The sequence below is a fragment of the Acidobacteriota bacterium genome, assembly GCA_012729555.1.
Lineage (GTDB): Bacteria > Acidobacteriota > UBA6911 > UBA6911 > UBA6911 > UBA6911.
Genome location: JAAYCX010000021.1, coordinates 41957 through 59244, shown reverse-complemented (window position 1 = coordinate 59244; position 17288 = coordinate 41957). Strand labels below are relative to the sequence as shown.

Sequence of the window (17288 nt, the reverse complement as noted above, 5' to 3'; positions counted from 1 at the left end):
GGGGACCGGGCATCGTCATCCGTGCCATGATCCCGGCCGTATTCTTCAACGCCGTGCGCGCGACCTTCGCCCGCCACCGCATGGCGCGGCGGAGCGTGGCGGAAGGGAACGAGGGCCGGGACATGGACCGGGGCAGCCGCCGCGAGCGCGGCCTGCCGGCTTCCCGGCAGATGCCGGAAACGGGGTTACGGGGAGACGGCCCACAACAACTCCTTATGGGAGCAGGATATGCTATGGTCCGTCCCCGTAAATGATCGGGGGGGGCATTGGGGTCCCCGATTTCCCTTCCGCCCCCCGTGGGGGTTGCCTATAATGATGAAATAGAGCAGCACTCCTCACCCCATTCCATCTTTTCCCGGGGGACAACGGTCCATGATCGGGAAAACGCTCGGACACTACGCCATAGTCTCTCTGCTCGGCAAGGGCGGGATGGGGGAGGTGTACCGGGCCACCGACCTCCGGCTCGGGCGGGACGTGGCGATCAAGGTGCTGCCGGCGGAGCTCGCGGAGGACGCCGGCCGGCTCGCGCGCTTCGAGCAGGAGGCCAAGGCCCTCGCGGCCCTCAATAATCCCAATATCGCGGCCATCTACGGGCTCGAGGAATGGGGGGGCATACATTTTATCGTACTCGAACTAGTCGAGGGGGAAACCCTGGCGGACGCCATCAGCCAGGGGCCGCTCCCCGTCGAGGAGTCGCTGGAGCTGGCGCTGCAGATCGCCGAGGCCCTCGCGGCCGCGCATGCGAAGGGCATCATCCACCGCGACCTCAAGCCCGCCAATATCAAGGTGACGCCCAACGGGAGGGTGAAGGTCCTCGATTTCGGGATGGCCAAGGCCATGCCCCCGGAGCAGACCGACGTGGACCGCTCGCAATCCTCCACGAGGAGCCCGGGGAGCACCCTCCAGGGATGGATCGTGGGCACGCCCGCCTACATGGCGCCCGAACAGGCGCGCGGCCAGGGGATCGACAAACGGGCGGACATCTGGGCCTTCGGCGTGGTGCTCTTTGAAATGCTCTCCGGGAAACGACTGTTTGCCGGAGACACCCTGTCGGACACCATCGCCATGGTGCTGACCCGGGAGCCGGACTTCTCCTCCCTGCCCGTGAAGCTGCACCCGGAAAACAGCAACGTGCTGAGCCGCTGCCTCGAGAAGGACCCCAGGAACCGGTTCCATGACATCGCCGACGCGCGGATCGAGATCGAGGGGATCCTGTCCGGCCCGCGCCCCCTCCTCCCCCGCCGGCCCGCGCCCCCCGGGGCCATAACGGCGCTCCTGCGCTCCCTCCCCCTGATCACCGCCATAGCCGCTGCCGCCCTCATCACCGGGACCACCGTCTGGCGCATCCGGACCCCGGAGCCGCGCGAGGTCGTGCGTTTCACCTACGAGATCCCGGCGGAACAGAAATTCGGCACCTACGACACCTCCCAGCCGCTGCTGGCGGTATCGCCCGACGGCGCGCTCATGGCCTATTGCACGCCCGGCGGGATTTACCTGCACCGCCTGGACGAGGCGGACGCCCGACTGGTCCCGGGAGTCGAGCCCAACCCGCGGCAGCCCTTCTTTTCACCCGATGGGCGGTGGATCGGCTACTGGTCCGAAGCGGACGGCCTCCTGAAGAAGATCCCGGTCGACGGGGGGACGCCCGTATCGCTGACCGACGAGGCGCCCGTATCCTATCTGAGCTGGAACGGGGACGACACGATCCTCTATGCCGGCCCCCGGGGCATCACGAGGATTCCGGCCGCGGGCGGGAAGCCCGAGACCCTCATCCGGTCGGAAGAGGTGCCTTTCTTCTCCCCGCGCCTGCTGCCGGACGGCAAGCACGTGATCTTCACCCTCGGCAGTGCCGCGGGCCGGTACCTTGTCGTCGCGCAATCGCTGGTCTCGGGCGAGCGGAAGATCCTGGCCGTCGGAAGCGACGCCTGGTATTGCCCGACGGGCCACCTCGTTTACCTGTTTCAGAAGAACCTTGTCGCCGTCCCGTTCGAAGCCGACACCCTGGAAATCAAGGGCGGTCAGGTCTCCATGGTGGAGGACGTTTCCCACAAGTGGGGCGCGCCCCACTATGCCCTGGCAGCGGGGGGGACGCTGGTATACATGCACGGGAGTTCGAGCAAGGCCTCGTTCAGCCGCACCCTTCACTGGATCGACCAAAACGGCGGGGAGGAGCCGCTCGGCGCACCCCCCGACGCCTACACCAACCCGAGGATATCGCCCGACGGGAGCAGGGTGGCCCTGTGCCTCGCCGGCTCGCTTTCGGCCTACAATATTCATATCTGGGACCCGGTCCGCGCGGCCCTGGTCCCGCGCACTTTCGATCAAAGCGTCAACATCTCGCCCCTCTGGGCCCCCGACGGCCGGTGGATCGCCTTCCACCACCAGATGGAATCGGACATGTCCATAGGCAGGATCGCGGTCGACGGCCCCGGAAACCTGACGGGGCTCTACGCGCGGCGCAACATGGCCCTGATGCCGGAGTGCTGGAGCGGGGACGGGAAGACCCTCCTGGTGACGGTGGACCTGGTCGGCAGCTCCAACTTCGATATCGCCGCCCTGTCCCTGCAGGGCGGCACGGACTGGAAACCGCTGCTGCAGGAGAAGCACAACGAGCTGCAGCCCCGGCTGTCCCCCGACGGGCGGTGGCTGGCCTACACCTCGGACGCGTCGGGCGCGGAGGAGGTCTGGGTGTGCCCCTTCCCCGCCGTCGATACGGGCCGTACGCAGATCTCCAGAAAGGGGGGGAACAGCCCGCTCTGGTCCCCGGACGGGGAGGCGCTGTTCTACCGCTGCGGGGACGAAGTCATGGCCGTTTCGGTGAGCGCGGGTGCGCACTTCAGCCACGACCGGGCGCACAGCCTTTTCCGGGGCGATTACGTGACCGCCGACACCTGGGTCGGGTCGCTGGGGCTCCAGGCCTGGGACATCCACCCCCGCAGCCGGCGCTTCCTCATGATGAAGGAGGCGGGCCCCGCCGCTACCACCCCCCACAAGATCAACATCGTCCTCAACTGGTTCGAGGAGCTGAAGCTGAAGGGGCAATGAGCGCTCCCCCGGACATTCTCCGGAACGCGCCGGGGACGGACCGCAATGGGCCCTTATTGGAGTGAGACAGGCTACGGTCCGTCCCCGGCACCTCGAGAAAAATCCTGGAGCCGCACTCCTGGACATCCACTATTTCACCCAGAGGGAGCCGCAATCCTGGACATCCACTTATTCAGCCAGAGGACCGCAGATATGGACATCCACCTATCAACACAATGGGTGGATGTCCAGGATTTGCGCCCATCATCCATCATGGGGAAGGTAGCGCGGCGCTACCTCCGCCGTGACCTTCCGGAGCGCCTCCTGTACCGCCTCGTCCGCACGGACAAATTCCTCGAGATGCCCGAGCCCTGGAATGCACATCAGTTCGCCCAGTTCCAGGCCGGCGAGCGAGGCCCTGGCGGCGTTTTCAGGAGTGCCGATCTGACCTGCGGGAACGCGCTCCATCAGATCGGGAGGCTGTTGACCGGTTCCCAGCTCCGTTCGGGTCAGTCCCGGAAGGAGCGCCTGAAAACGGATCCCCTGGGTGCCATACTCGTCGTTCAGGATGCGGGTGAACTGGGCGACGAAGGCCTTGGTCGCAGCATAGACGGCTACCCCCGGCATGCGGGCGTAGGCAAGCCCCGAAGCCAGATTGACGATGGTTCCTCCTCCGCGCTGCAACATGCCGGGCAGGGCGGCGTATGTCAGCAAGGTAACAGCCGTGACATTCACCGCAATCATTTTCTGGATGTACGCGTGATCCATCTCCAGGAAAGGCTTGATGCCCCCGATTCCGGCATTGTTGACAAGCATCGTCAGACGTCCTTCCCCGGCGATGCGTGTCTCCACCCGGCCCAGACTCTGAGGATCGGAGAGATCCGCGACCAGGATCTCGGCCTCTATTCCATACGCTTCTGTTGCGGCTTTGGCCACCGCCTCCAGGCGATCCCGACGCCGGGCGACAAGAAGCAGATCGTGGCCGCGGGCAGCCAGTGCTTTTGCGTATGCGCGGCCGATTCCCGACGAACTGCCGGTGACCAGCGCGAGCGGTCTTGGTTCAGCCATTGTTCTCTCCCGGGGACAGGCAGCACCCGCTGCCGTTTTCGACCTGGACCGGTCCTTCCCCCGCTGGTTGCCACAAGCTGCATCCTGTCGAAGGGGGCCGCGACATCCTGACTCTAACCCAAATCCTGGACATCCACTGATTGAGCAGGCAGGTGGGGGGCCACAACCGGAGCAATTGGTGGGTGTCCACATTTGCGGTCCATGGATCAAAAAGTGGATGTCCAGGATTGCATCTCCGAATGGTGGATGTCCATGATTTTATCGAGGATTTTGCCGGTCCGGCCGCGGTTGATAAACGATCTTTGTATCGCGGTCGATAGGGGATATATTGGTTACGCGTTTTCCACGAGCCGAGGGCGGCCAGCGGTTCCGGCGCACCAACACAGGCGATGGGCGTAAACTCCGGCGGGGGCGCGCAACGGGAAAGCGCGCGCAGGCGGGGAGAGCGGGTTACGGGCAGACCAACCCCAGCAAGTCCTTTTGGATGTAGGATATAGTCTAGTCCGTCCCCGATAATGAGCGGAGCGCAAACCGATGAAGGGAATCATTCTGGCAGGGGGAGCAGGCACGCGGCTCTATCCCCTGACGAGGGCGGTGTCGAAGCAGATCCTGCCACTGTACGACAAACCGATGGTGTATTACCCGCTCTCGGTGCTGATGCTGGCCGGGATCCGGGAGGTCCTCGTCATCTCCACGCCGCGCGACCTGGGGCTCTTCCGCGAGTTGCTCGGCACCGGTGAGCGGCTCGGGATGCGGTTCGAGTACGCCGAACAGGCGGCGCCGCGCGGGCTGGCCGAGGCGTTCCTCATCGGGAAGGACTTCATCGGCGCGGATGCGTGCGCCCTGGTGCTGGGCGACAACGTCTTCTACGGCCAGGGCTTTTCCTCCACCCTGCGCGAGTCGGTGCGCGCCGTCGAGGAGGCGGGAGGGGCCCGCATCTTCGGCTATTACGTGCGCGATCCCAAGGCGTACGGCGTGGTCGAGTTCGACCCGGCCGGGCGCGCCCTCTCGATCGAGGAGAAGCCGGAATTCCCGCGCTCGCACTATGCCGTGCCCGGGCTCTATTTTTACGACAACTCCGTCATCGGCATCGCCGCCGGCCTCGCGCCCTCCTCGCGGGGGGAACTCGAAATCACCGGGGTGAACAACGCCTATCTCGAGCGGGGGCGTCTGTCGGTGGGAGTGCTCGGCCGCGGCATGGCGTGGCTCGACACCGGCACCTACGACGGCCTGCTCGAGGCGGCCAATTTCATCGAAACCATCCAGAAGCGACAGGGGATGTACGTCTCCTGCATCGAAGAGATCGCCTTCGCCAACGGCTGGATCGGGCGCGCGGCGCTCCTGGCGCTCGCGGGCGAATACCGGACCGAGTACGGAGAGTACCTCCGGTGGGTCGCGGAGAAACGGTGATGCCGGCCACCATCGTTCCCACCGCCATCGAGGGGCTCGTCGAGATCCAGCCGCACGTCTTCGCCGACGCGCGCGGCTACTTCCTCGAGACCTGGTCCGAGCGGGACCTCCCGATCCGCTTCGTGCAGGACAACGAGTCGCGCTCGCACCGCGGGGTGCTGCGCGGGCTCCACTTCCAGCGCACGCACCCGCAGGGGAAGCTCGTGCGCGCGGTGGCGGGAGAGGTGTTCGATGTCGCCGTCGATCTCAGGCCCGGCTCCCCCACCCGGGGGAATTGGCACGGGGTGACCCTTTCGGGGGAGCGGCACAACCAGTTCTACATCCCCCCCGGCTTCGCCCACGGCTTCCTGGTGCTTTCGGAGGAGGCGGTGTTCGCCTACAAGTGCACCGATTTCTACCACCCGGAAGACGAGGGGGGGATCGCATGGAACGACCCCGACCTCGGCATCGCCTGGCCCGACTCGGGCGTCGCGCCGATCCTGTCGGAGAAGGACCGGCGCTACCCTACCCTGCGGGAGCTTGAACCATGAGTGGAGCGGGAAGCGCCCGGCGCGCACCGGAAGCGGTGCTGGTCACCGGAGGAGCCGGGTTCATCGGCGTGAACTTCATCCGGTACCTTTTCGGCCGAGGGGATTTCCGCGGCCGCGTGATCAATTACGACGCGCTGACCTATGCCGGCAACCCCGCAAGCCTGGCCGACATCGAGCGGGAGTGGGGAGGGACGCGCTACGTCTTCGTCAAAGGGGACGTAGCCGACCGGGAGGCGGTCGACCGGGTGCTCGCCGGGCACGGGATCGACACCATCGTGCACTTCGCGGCCGAAAGCCACGTCGATCGATCGATCGTGGGGCCGGAGGCCTTCGTCCGAACCAACGTGACGGGGACCTTCACCCTGCTCGAAGCGGCGCGGGCGGCCTGGGGCGCGGGCGAGGGATTCCGGGAAGGTGTGCGCTTTCACCACATCAGCACCGATGAAGTCTACGGATCGCTCGACGAGACCGGCTACTTCACCGAGGAGACCCCCTACGACCCCCGCTCCCCCTACAGCGCCTCCAAGGCCGCGAGCGACCACCTCGTCATGGCCTGCTGGCACACCTACGGTTTGCCGGTGACCCTGTCGAACTGCTCGAACAATTACGGGCCGTACCACTTCCCCGAGAAGCTGATCCCCCTCATGATCCTGAACATGCTCGAAAGGCGGCCGCTGCCGGTATACGGCGACGGGCGCAACGTGCGTGACTGGCTCTACGTCGAGGACCACGCCGCCGCCGTGTGGGACATCGTGCGCGCGGGAAGGCCGGGACAGAAATATAACGTGGGGGGCGGGAACGAGTGGGAGAACCTCCGCCTGGTCGAGCGCCTGGCCGACATCGTAGCCGAAAAGGCGGGGATGGAGGCGGAGGCAATCCGGGCGACGATCACGTTCGTGCGCGACCGGCCCGGACACGACCGGCGCTACGCCATCGACTGCGCGAAAATCGGTCGGGAACTCGGCTGGCGCCCGTCGGTGACCTTCGAGGAGGGATTGGCGCGCACGGTCGACTGGTATCTCCGGAACGCCGACTGGGTGCGCGAGGTGCGCTCGGGGGAGTATCGCCGCTGGATCGAGCGGAATTATGAAATGAGGGAGCAATAGATGGGAACGTACCTGGTCACGGGGGCGGCGGGCTTCATCGGGTCGAAGACGGCCGAGCGGCTGCTCGAGCGCGGGGACGCCGTCGTCGGAATCGACAACATGAACGACTACTACGACGTGCGGCTCAAGGAGGAACGGGTGGAGGCGCTGACGCGGTTCGGGGCGTTCACCTTCAGGAAGTTGGACATCGAGGATCTCGGGGCTCTCGAGGCGCTCGCAGCCGAATACCGCTTCGACGCGGTCGTCAACCTGGCGGCGCGCGCCGGGGTGCGCTACAGCATGGACAACCCGTTCATCTACATGAGCACCAACGCGATGGGGACGCTGAACCTCCTGGATCTCTGCCGGAAGCGCGGGATCGGCAAGTTCGTGCTGGCCTCGACGTCCTCGCTCTACGCCGGGCAGGAGATGCCCTTTTCGGAGACCCTGGCGGTCAACACCCCGATCAGCCCCTATGCCGCGAGCAAGAAGGCGGCGGAGGCGATGTCCTACTCGTATCATTATTTATACGGGATCGACGTTACGGTCGTGCGCTATTTCACCGTGTACGGGCCATCGGGGCGGCCCGACATGAGCGTTTACCGCTTCATCAAGTGGATCGAGGAGGGGACCCCGCTCGAGGTCTTCGGCGACGGGTCGCAGAGCCGCGACTTCACCTATGTCGACGACATCGCCGAGGGGACGGTGCGGGCGCTGCGCCCGCTCGGGTTCGAGGTGATCAACCTCGGGGGGAGCGAGCCGCACCGGCTGGACGAGATGATCGGCCTGGTCGAGAAGTACACCGGGAAGAAGGCGCGGATCGACCACAAGCCCTTTCACAAGGCGGACATCATGGCCACCTGGGCCGACACCGGCAAGGCGGAGCGGCTTCTCGGGTGGAAAGCCACCGTAGGCCTGGAGGAGGGGATCCGCCGCTCCGTCGAGTGGTGGCGTTCCCGCAAATAGTGGACATCCACCTATTGCCGCAATCCTGGACATCCACACTTCAGCTCATTTGTGGACATCCACCCATTCGCGGTCAGCAAACCGTGGGTGTCCATGATTGGGAAGAGGGGATCCTGGACACGATTCTGGACATCCACCTATTTGAGGTCAGCAAATAGTGGATGTCCAGGATTCAGCCCATCTCACTCCAGGCGATTTCGGGGTAGTCGGGAGTGAAATGCTCCATGTCCCAGCGGGAGCGGAAGAGGCAGACGAGACGGTCCTGATGATCGCGCACGAGGGCGAACCCGAAACTCGGCCAGCGGACCTGCGCCAGCGCCTCCGCACTTCCCAGCGGCCAGCAGGCACACTCGTAGGGCAGAAAATCGACCGTGGTCGTAACCCCATACTCCTGAAGCAGACGGGACTGCATCACGTCGAACTGCAGCTTGCCCACGGCGCCCAGGATCGGTTCCCAGCGGGCGGCCTCGGGGTCGTGGTAGAGCTGCGCCACCCCCTCCTCGGCCAACTGCGCGATCCCCTTGCGGAACTGCTTGTTGCGGCTCATGTCAAGGCACCGCAGCACCGCGAAATGCTCCGGTGGAAAGCTCGGGATTCCCCCGTATTCGACCCCCGGCTCCGCGCTCAGGGTGTCCCCGATCACGAACATACCGGGGTTGACCACACCCACCACATCCCCTGCGAAGGCTTCTTCGAGCGTCTCCCTCTCCCGGGCAAACAGCCTGTGCATCCGCGTCATCCGGATCTTCTTGCCAAGGCGCGCGCTGTAGACCTGCATATCGCGCTCGAAGCGCCCGGAGCAGATGCGCAAAAAGGCCATGTTGTCCCGGTGGTTGGGGTCCATGTTCCCCTGGATCTTGAAGACGAAGGCTGAAAAACCGGCTTCGAGGGGATCCACCGGCCCCTGCCGGCCCGCGCGCGCCTGGGGCGGGGGCGCCAGCTTCACCAGTGCCTCCAGAAAGACTTCCACTCCGAAATCGTGCAGGGCGCTGCCGAAAAAGATCGGGGTCTGCTCCCCTTTCAGAAAACGCTCCCGGTTGAAAGAGGCGACCACCCCGCCCAGAAGTTCCAGGTCTTCCTTGAGCTGCCGGACATTGCCGGCGCCGGCGTCCCGCACAAATTCTTCGCTGTCGAGCGCCAATTCCTCCCCGGAACGGTACTCCCCCATGCGGAGATAGGGGATGAAGCGGCGCGACTCGAGTTCGGCCACCCCTCGGAAATCGGCCCCCAGCCCCACCGGCCAGTTTACCGGGCACGCAGAGATCCCCAGCACCCGCTCGATCGAGTCGAAGAGCTCCACCGGCTCAAGGCTCGGCTGGTCCATCTTATTGATGAAGGTGAGGATCGGGATGCGCCGCAGGCGGCAGACCTCGAACAGCTTCAGCGTCTGCGGCTCGATTCCCTTGGCCGCGTCAAGCACCATGACGGCGCAGTCAACGGCCGTCAGTGTCCGGTAGGTATCCTCACTGAAGTCCTGGTGCCCCGGGGTGTCGAGGAGGTTCAGCAGGCGCCCCTCATACTCGAACTGCAGCACGGTCGAGGTGATGCTGATCCCGCGCGCCTGCTCCATCGCCATCCAGTCGGATGTGGCGGCCTTGCGCTGCTTCTTGGGGCGGACCGACCCGGCCCGGTCGATGGCTCCGGCAAAGAGCAGCAGCTTCTCGGTCAGTGTCGTTTTCCCCGCATCGGGGTGGGAGATGATGGCGAAAGTGCGCCGTCGCAGGATCTCCTGGCGCCAGGCGCCCGGGACGTATTCCGTTTCGTTGACGACACCCGCGGTTTCCATGGAATTATGTTTCCGGCGCAAAAGGGGCAAAAGCAAGTAAATAAAGGTTGTAAGAATACATGGGTTTGCCCGGCGAGCAAAATTTTTTTCGGATACGCACCAGAACCCAGTGATAAATCCTGGACATCCACCAATTGCAGGAATACAAAAATTGGATGTCCAGGATTGATTAGGGCTTCCCATCTAAATCCTGGACATCCACGGATAGCGGGAGGGCAAAGAGTGGATGTCCAGGATTTATGGCTTCGGGAGGGGCTCTTTGGCCGGAGGGGGCGTGTCGGTCCGGTAGAGCCTGAAAAATTCGGGGCAGTCTTTTACCAGTGGGGTGCGCGCACTCAGGTCCCTCCCCTTCAGCCCCGCATAATCCTTTCCGTAACGGTAGGCGCGGTGGAGCATGTTGAAGGCGGGGCCTTCACCGCCGAGGAAGCAGCGCATATCGTCGGCTCCCACGACCGGGCTGACGTACTCCCAGACCACTTTCTTTTCGCGCGTGACCTCGAAGAGGTGCCCGTGGTTGGAGGAGGTCACCAGGGTGTTGCCGTTCGGGAGGCGCTGGGCCGCTCCCTGCCGGGCGGTGTAGAAGCTGTTGGAGACCGGAGCGGTGTACTCCCATTCGATCTCCCCGGTCACTGCGTTCACCTCCATGACGGCCGAGCGGTTCCCTTCCGGCCGCTCGCTGCCGTTGTCGAAAAGGAGGAAGCGGTTCTTCCCCAGGGAGGTGGCGTTGTGGTTGCCGAACACCTTCTGGTCGCCATTGTCGAGCCAACCCGGGGGCCTGCCCTGATCGTAAGCACTCGGGTTTCCCCAGCGATAGACCATCCGGCCGGTTTTGCGGTCGATGAGGTAGAACTCGCTGAAATTGCGTGAATTCAGCAGCAACTGGTCGGTTTCGGGAAGGTACTGCACCGAATTGAAGTGGGTCCAGTCATAGGAACCGGCGGCACCCGCCATGGTGTCGGGAATTGCGTAGTTGATGTCAAACCTGAAGGGTCCCGTCCCCACGTGATCCCACACGTGCCACTCCCAGACCGTCTCCCCGGCCGGGTTCACTTCACGCACGAAATCGACCCAGAAATCGGCGGTGATCTTTCCATTCGCGCCCGGCCCCGCCACGGGAATTTTTTTGGGATCGCGCCCCTTTTCGAGGAAAGCGTCGACGCTTCGCCGCTCCCAGGCAAGGATCAGGGTGTTGCCGTTCGGCATGCGGTCGAAGGTGTGGTGCTGCACGGCATCCTCGGTCATCAGCCGGTATTCCCAGATGACCTCACCATTCCAGTCAATCTCCTGCACGATCCCCCCCGCACCGCCGAAAGGGACCGGTGCGCCCTCGAGGATCCCCCCGCGCAGCAGGTTTCCGTTCTCGAGCAGAACCGCATAGCTCCCCGGGGCGTAATCCGTTTTCCAGGAATGCACCGCGTATCCCTCCATGTCTATGAGGTATACCGTCTTCCCCCCCATCGGCGAAAAGAGGGTATAGCCGTCGTAGGCCCCGACCCTATCATAAAGGAGGACCCCCGTGGGGCCGGTGATGGCTTCATAGGCCGACAGCGGCGCCGCAGCGAAAACGAGGCTGAAAAGGAAAAAGACGATCCGTCCCGATTTCATGTTTACTCCCCTTTTTTGGATCCCTGACTCCGACAGTTCGGGATATCCACCTATTGCTCTGCGTTTAAAATTTGCGGGTGTCCCCATTTCAGCACATTTTGTGAATGTCCACAATCTCTCAAATCCTGGACATCCACTATCTCGGGAAACACCCACCGACAAATCCTGGACACCTATCGATTTGGCAATCCGGAAGCATCCAATCGGTGGGCAACCCCGATCCCCAGGCAGATGTTTCATTTTGGCAAAAGAGTGGATGTCCACGATTTCATGAACTTTTTCTTGCTCATTCTGCCGGAGCTTCATTAGTTACTTTGAAAGGAGCGAACTATGGGATTGGCAAGAAGCCTGTATGTCAAAAAAGGGGAGGAAGGAGTGTATCACTGCACCACCCGGTGCGTGCGCCAGGCGTACCTGTGCGGACGGGACAGGGTGACCAACCGTGACCTGTCTCACCGCAGGGAGTGGATCGTCAACCGGTTGCGCTATCTCGCCGGCATTTTCGCGGTCGATGTCTGCAACCATGCAGTCCTGCATACGCACCAACACAATGTCCTGCGCACACGCCCCGATATCGTGGCCGGCTGGACCAGAGACGAGGTGGCCGATCGCTGGCTGACGCTCGCCCCCCCCAGGGGCAAGGCGGCGGGTGCCGAGGGCATGGATACCGCGAGAGCGTTCCTGCTGTCCTGGCCTGAACGGATCGAGGAGTTGCGCATGAGGCTTTGCGACCTCAGCTGGTTCATGAAATATCACAACGAACCTATCTCGCGCGCGGCCAACGCGGAGGACGGCACCAGGGGGAGGTTCTGGGAATCGCGCTATGAATGCCACCCGCTGCTTGACGAAGGCGCCATCATTTCCTGCATGGTGTATGTCGATCTGAATCCCATTCGCGCGGGAATAGCTTCGACCCCCGAAGCCAGCGACTTCACCGGAGTGCAGGAGCGCATCCGCCGCATGAAGCTAGGGATGGGACCGACGGGATCGCCCGGCCTCCTCGACGATGGGTCCAGCTACCTCTGCCCGATCGCCTCGAATCCCCTGCGCCGGGGGATCCTGAACATGACCGAAACCGAATATATCGAGTTGGTGGACGAGATGGGGCGCATGCTGCATCCGGACAAGCGCGGTTCCATCCCATCAGCAATGCGACCGATCCTGGAGCGTGTCGGCATCAAGCCGGACGAGTGGGTCGACACCATCTGCAGCTACGAATCGAGGTTTGGCCAGGCCGTGGGATCCGAACCCAGCCTCCGCAGTTACGCCGACCGGATCGGCAAGCGCTGGGTCCACGGCGTCCGTTCGGCCCGGAAATCGTTCAGGTCCTGAAAACAGCGGCCAGAGCGCCGACATCCTCGCCAAGCTGGTGGACATCCATCATTTAAGCCCAAAACGGGCCTTTGGTAGATGTCCAGGATTGTCTGAGCCACGGCCGGTCAGCCGAAAACGCAACCGAATCCCGGACACTGAATCCTGGACATCCACCATTTGCGTCCCCGGCTCTCTTCCGGTGGATGTCCAGGATTCCGCAGATGGGTGGGTGTCCAGGTTTCGGCGAATACGTGGGTGTCCAGGATTCAAAATGGTGGATGTCCAGGATTTTTTGGACTATGATCGGGGCGTTATCCGATCCGACCATAAGTAGTGATATCTCTGGAGAATGCGCCGTGCATTCGCTAGCAGGAGGAGACTCTGATGAGCCAGAAACATGCCGCGATATCGACTCCCGTCAAGGCGCCCGCCTACGCCTGGGTGGTCCTGTTTGCCCTCTACATGGCGACGCTGGCGGCGCCGCTGAACCTGTTCAAGCTGCCGCCGGTGATGACGACGATCCAGAAGGCGTTCAACCTGAGCATGAGCCAGTCGGGCGACCTGATGTCCATCTTTTCGATCATGGGCTTCGTGCTCGCCATCCCCGCCGGATTCATTCTGAAAAGGTTCGGGATCAAGCTGACGGGGCTGTTCGCGGTCGGGAGCGTCACCATCGGAGCCGCCTTCGGCGCCATGGCCGACACCGCCCGGATGCTCTTCGTCGGCCGGTTCATTGAAGGGGTGGGGATGGGCTTGATCATGGTGGCCGCGCCCCTGGCCATCAGCCTCTGGTTCCCCGCCGAAAAACGTGCCCTCCCCACGGGGCTCTGGGCCAGCAGTGTGGGAATCGGCAACATCGCCACCCTGGTCCTCGCTCCGTCGCTGGCCGTGGCACAGGGCTGGCGCGCCGTCTGGTGGGCGGGCGCCATCTTCTCGGCCGTTGCCTTCGTCCTGTTCGCCATCCTCTTCCGCCTCCCAAAGAAAGAGGAGATGCGGGAAGCCCCGCTCCCTCCGCCGACCGCCGGGGAACCGGAATCCCCCAGCCTGCTAAAAGGAATGGCCAACGTCAACTTCTGGATGATCAGCATCGCTTTCGGCGTCTACAACCTCGTCGTCATGGCGATGTGCTCCTTCCTCCCGGCGTTTCTCGAGTTGGAGCGCGGCTACTCGATTACGTTTGATCAGGGATTCATGATGAACGCCTCTTTCGTGACCGCTTTCATCATGCTGGCCTCCATCTTCTCCGGACCGGCGGGGGGCCATCTCTCCGACCGAATGGGGAAGCGCAAGGGGATCGTCGTGGCCTGCTTCATCCTGATGACCCTGACCTTCCTGATGCCCTTCACGGTCACCGGGTGGATGATCCCCGTCTACATGCTCCTGTTCGGGATCGTGGGGGGTCCGGTCGCCCCGATCCTGCTCGCCTCGGTGCCCGAGGTGGCCACGAAGCCCGCCTTCATCGGGATCGGAATGTCGGTGGCCGCCCTGGGCCAGAATATAGGGATGTACATCGGCCCCAGCCTCTTCAGCCGGATCCAGGAAGCCCAGGGGTGGGCGACCGCGGGCTACTGGATGATCCCCATCTGCATCGTCGGCCTCATCGCCGCCTGGAGGATCAAGGTTCGCTAGCCGGACGCAGGAGGTTCTCGCCCGTGGCGATGAAGTAGATATTTTCAGCGATATTGGTCAGGTGATCCCCGATCCGTTCCGAGTGGCGCCCCATCAGCAGGAGGCCGGTGCCACTCGGGACGCGGTCGGGGGATCGGCTCATGAAAAGCTGCAACTGGTTGAGAAAGTCGCCATAGAGCCGGTCGATCCCCTCGTCGCGGCGCCAGACGGCGACGGCGAGTCCGGAATCGAGTTCCTGGTAGGCGACAACCAGCTCCGAAAGCATGCCGAGGGCGATATCAAGCATCCCGCGAAGCAAGCGGATCAGCTCGACCGGTGTCTCGCCGTCGAGGCAATGCACCAGCTTCCCCATCCCCGCGGCATAATCGGCGATCCGCTCCAGTTCGGCGGCGATTCTCAGCACCGACACCGTCATGCGCAGGTCTGTGGCCATGGGCTGGCGCGTGGCCAGGAGCCTGACGGTGAGGGCATCCACCTCCATCTCGAGCTCATCGACCCCCTGGTCTTCCGAAACCAGTCTCGCGGCCAGGCCCGCGTCCCCCGACTCGATCACACCCACGGCCGTCTCGAGCTGCCCCTTGGTGCGTCGAGCCATCTCCAGAACCGCTGCGTTGAGCTCCCTGATTTCCGCCTCATAGGTTTTTACGGTATGTTCCATATGCATGATCCTCCCCCCCCAGCATTGCCGGCCCCTCCCGCCCCCGTCCAACTCAAATCCTGGACACCCACCATTTCCACATTCCTCTATCGTGGACATCCACCATTTGGTGCCCCTTCCAAACCCAAGGAACAAATCCTGGGCAAATCCTGGACATCCGCTGATTGGGTGAAAGTGTGGATGTCCAGGATTGCGGTCCTTTGAGGCAATGGGTGGATGTCCAGGATTTCATCTCCGATTGGTGGATGTCCAGGATTGGTCACCGGGAGCTCCCGGGACCTTGCCGGGCTAGCCGAAGCGGCCGGTGATGTAGTCCTCCGTCAGCGGGTGGAGCGGGTTGGTGAAGACGATTTCGGTCCGCCCCACCTCGATCAGGTCCCCGAGATGAAAATAGGCCGTGCGCTGGGACACCCGCGAAGCCTGCTGCATCGAGTGGGTCACGATGACGATGGAGTAACTGGCCCGCAGCTCGTCGATCAGGTTCTCGATGTGGGCGGTGGCGATCGGGTCGAGGGCCGAGCAGGGCTCGTCCATCAGGATGATCTCGGGCTCCACGGCCAGGGCGCGCGCGATGCAGAGCCGCTGCTGCTGCCCCCCCGAAAGGGCCGTCCCCGGCTGACCGAGCCGGTCCTTCACCTCTTCCCAGAGCCCCGACCGCCGGAGCGAGCGCTCGACGATCCCGTCCAGTTCGCATCGGTCCCGGGCCAGGCCGTGGATCTTCGGCCCGTAGGCCACGTTGTGCCAGATCGATTTCGGGAAGGGGTTCGGCTTCTGGAACACCATCCCCACCTGCGCCCGCAGAGGGACCACGTCCACGCTTCTGTCGTAGATGTCCGCGCCGTCGAGCCGGATGTCGCCCGTCACCCGGCACCCCTCGATCGGGTCGTTCATCCGGTTCAGGCAGCGGATGAAGGTCGACTTGCCGCAGCCCGAGGGCCCGATCAGGGCGAGGACCTCGTTCTTGGCGATGTCGAGCGAAACCCCGCGGACGGCATGCTTCTCCGCATAGTGGACGTCGACGTCGCGGCACGTCATTCGCGGATCCGCGACCAGGGGGGACCCGACCGTCCTCCGATCTTCCCTGCCGATGCGGCGGGCCCCGGCCGCCAGGACCGGAGCCGCGCCGCTTTCACTCTGCGACATGGTTCTCCCCACCGCGTATCACTTGAACTGAATGGGCGTCAACTCTTTCACCGCCCTGGCCACGGCCTTCCTCTCGGCGTCCGGCATCGGGATCAGCCCCTTGTCGGACAAGTAGCCATCGGGCCCCCAGGCCTTTTCGCTCGTGAACTCCGCGAGGTATTCCTTCATCCCCGGGATCACGGCGACGTGCGCCTTCTTCACGTAGAAGTAGAGGGGGCGCGAAAGCCCGTAGCTGCCGGCGGCGATCGCCTCGAACGTCGGCTGGACGCCGTCGACGAACGATCCCTGGAGCTTGTCGCTGTTCTGGTCCAGGAAGCTGAACCCGAAGATCCCCAGGGCGTTCGCGTTAGCCTGGAGCTTCTGCACGATCAGGTTGTCGTTCTCCCCCGCCTCGACGTAGGCCCCGTCCTCGCGGATGTTGTGGGCGATGGCGGTGAATGCCTTTTCATCTTTGGCCCTGAGGTCGGCCAGCGACTGGAATTTCCTGGCGCCCGATTCCATGGCCAGCTCCACGAAGGCGTCGCGCGTTCCCGAGGTCGGCGGCGGCCCGAGCACCTCGATCCTGACGGCGGGGAGCGAGGGGTTGACGTCGCTCCAGGTTCTGTTCGGGTTGGGGACAAGCCTGCCCGAGGCGTCCGGGATCTGCTTGGCCAGCGCCGTGAAGATGTCCTTTGCCGATAGGCGCAGCGCCGCCGTCTTCTTCGAGTTGGCCAGCACGATCCCGTCGTAACCGATCTTCACCTCGATGATGTCCTTCACCCCGTTTTTCGCGCAGGTCGCGCCTTCCGACGACTTGATGGCGCGCGAGGCGTTAGTGATGTCCGGGTGCTCCACCCCCACGCCGGAGCAGAAGAGCTTGAATCCTCCCCCCGATCCGGTCGACTCGATCTTGGGGGTCTTGAAGCGGGTGGTTTTGCCATACTGCTCCGCCACCACCGTGGCGAACGGGTAGACGGTCGAGGAGCCGACGATGTTGATGTGATCCCGCCCCGACTGGCCGAAACCCGAGGGGATATTGGCCGCGAGCAGGGCGGCCAGTGAAACAATGGTTATTTTCGACATGTACTCTT

The 17288-nt window shown here is 63.7% G+C and carries 13 protein-coding genes; 7 read left to right on the top strand and 6 right to left on the bottom strand.

The annotated features are described in order from the left end of the window. Window positions 1–372 precede the first annotated feature (372 nt). The gene (locus GXY47_06280; GenBank protein NLV30749.1) at window positions 373–3045 is read left to right on the top strand and encodes a protein kinase; all 2673 of its coding nucleotides are present in this window, start codon (window positions 373–375) and stop codon (window positions 3043–3045) included. A gap of 243 nt (window positions 3046–3288) precedes the next feature. On the opposite strand, the gene GXY47_06275 is transcribed toward GXY47_06280, so the two are convergent. Then, window positions 3289–4092 carry an SDR family NAD(P)-dependent oxidoreductase gene (locus tag GXY47_06275; protein ID NLV30748.1) on the bottom strand — a complete coding sequence of 268 codons (804 nt, stop codon included), beginning with the start codon at window positions 4090–4092 and terminating at the stop codon, window positions 3289–3291. A gap of 534 nt (window positions 4093–4626) precedes the next feature. Here GXY47_06275 and rfbA point away from each other — a divergent pair. Genes rfbA through GXY47_06255 form a run of 4 tightly spaced genes read left to right on the top strand, consistent with a single transcriptional unit; the run spans window position 4627 to window position 8083 of the window. Next, a complete protein-coding gene (gene rfbA, locus GXY47_06270) occupies window positions 4627–5502 on the top strand; it encodes a glucose-1-phosphate thymidylyltransferase RfbA (GenBank protein ID NLV30747.1) in 876 nt (291 codons plus the stop codon). After that, on the top strand, window positions 5502–6032 hold the full coding sequence (gene rfbC, locus GXY47_06265) for a dTDP-4-dehydrorhamnose 3,5-epimerase (protein ID NLV30746.1): 531 nt from the start codon (window positions 5502–5504) through the stop codon (window positions 6030–6032). Before rfbA ends, rfbC begins: the two co-directional genes overlap by 1 nt. Further along, window positions 6029–7138: a dTDP-glucose 4,6-dehydratase gene (gene rfbB, locus GXY47_06260; protein NLV30745.1), complete on the top strand. Its 1110-nt coding sequence runs from the start codon at window positions 6029–6031 to the stop codon at window positions 7136–7138. The genes rfbC and rfbB overlap by 4 nt, the downstream gene beginning before the upstream one ends. After that, on the top strand, window positions 7139–8083 hold the full coding sequence (locus tag GXY47_06255) for an NAD-dependent epimerase/dehydratase family protein (protein NLV30744.1): 945 nt from the start codon (window positions 7139–7141) through the stop codon (window positions 8081–8083). Between the two features lie 172 nt (window positions 8084–8255). Here the strand turns inward: GXY47_06255 and GXY47_06250 are convergent, their stop codons facing one another. Beyond that, a complete protein-coding gene (locus tag GXY47_06250; protein NLV30743.1) occupies window positions 8256–9869 on the bottom strand; it encodes a peptide chain release factor 3 in 1614 nt (537 codons plus the stop codon). Between the two features lie 237 nt (window positions 9870–10106). Next, on the bottom strand, window positions 10107–11474 hold the full coding sequence (locus tag GXY47_06245) for a hypothetical protein (protein NLV30742.1): 1368 nt from the start codon (window positions 11472–11474) through the stop codon (window positions 10107–10109). A 330-nt stretch (window positions 11475–11804) separates the two neighbouring features. Between GXY47_06245 and GXY47_06240 the strand changes: the two genes are divergently transcribed. Together GXY47_06240 and GXY47_06235 are read left to right on the top strand one after the other, a co-directional pair. Then, on the top strand, window positions 11805–12806 hold the full coding sequence (locus GXY47_06240) for a transposase (protein ID NLV30741.1): 1002 nt from the start codon (window positions 11805–11807) through the stop codon (window positions 12804–12806). Window positions 12807–13172: 366 nt separating this feature from the next. Further along, the gene (locus GXY47_06235) at window positions 13173–14417 is read left to right on the top strand and encodes an MFS transporter (GenBank protein ID NLV30740.1); all 1245 of its coding nucleotides are present in this window, start codon (window positions 13173–13175) and stop codon (window positions 14415–14417) included. On the opposite strand, the gene phoU is transcribed toward GXY47_06235, so the two are convergent. From phoU to GXY47_06220, 3 genes are all read right to left on the bottom strand, one after another. Then, window positions 14404–15075, bottom strand: coding sequence for a phosphate signaling complex protein PhoU (phoU, locus tag GXY47_06230; protein NLV30739.1), 672 nt, complete (start codon window positions 15073–15075; stop codon window positions 14404–14406). The genes GXY47_06235 and phoU overlap by 14 nt on opposite strands. 288 nt (window positions 15076–15363) lie before the next feature. Then, window positions 15364–16218, bottom strand: a complete 855-nt coding sequence (locus tag GXY47_06225) for a phosphate ABC transporter ATP-binding protein (GenBank protein NLV30738.1) — start codon at window positions 16216–16218, stop codon at window positions 15364–15366. Window positions 16219–16236: 18 nt separating this feature from the next. Beyond that, on the bottom strand, window positions 16237–17280 hold the full coding sequence (locus tag GXY47_06220; GenBank protein ID NLV30737.1) for a PstS family phosphate ABC transporter substrate-binding protein: 1044 nt from the start codon (window positions 17278–17280) through the stop codon (window positions 16237–16239). Window positions 17281–17288: the final 8 nt, after the last annotated feature.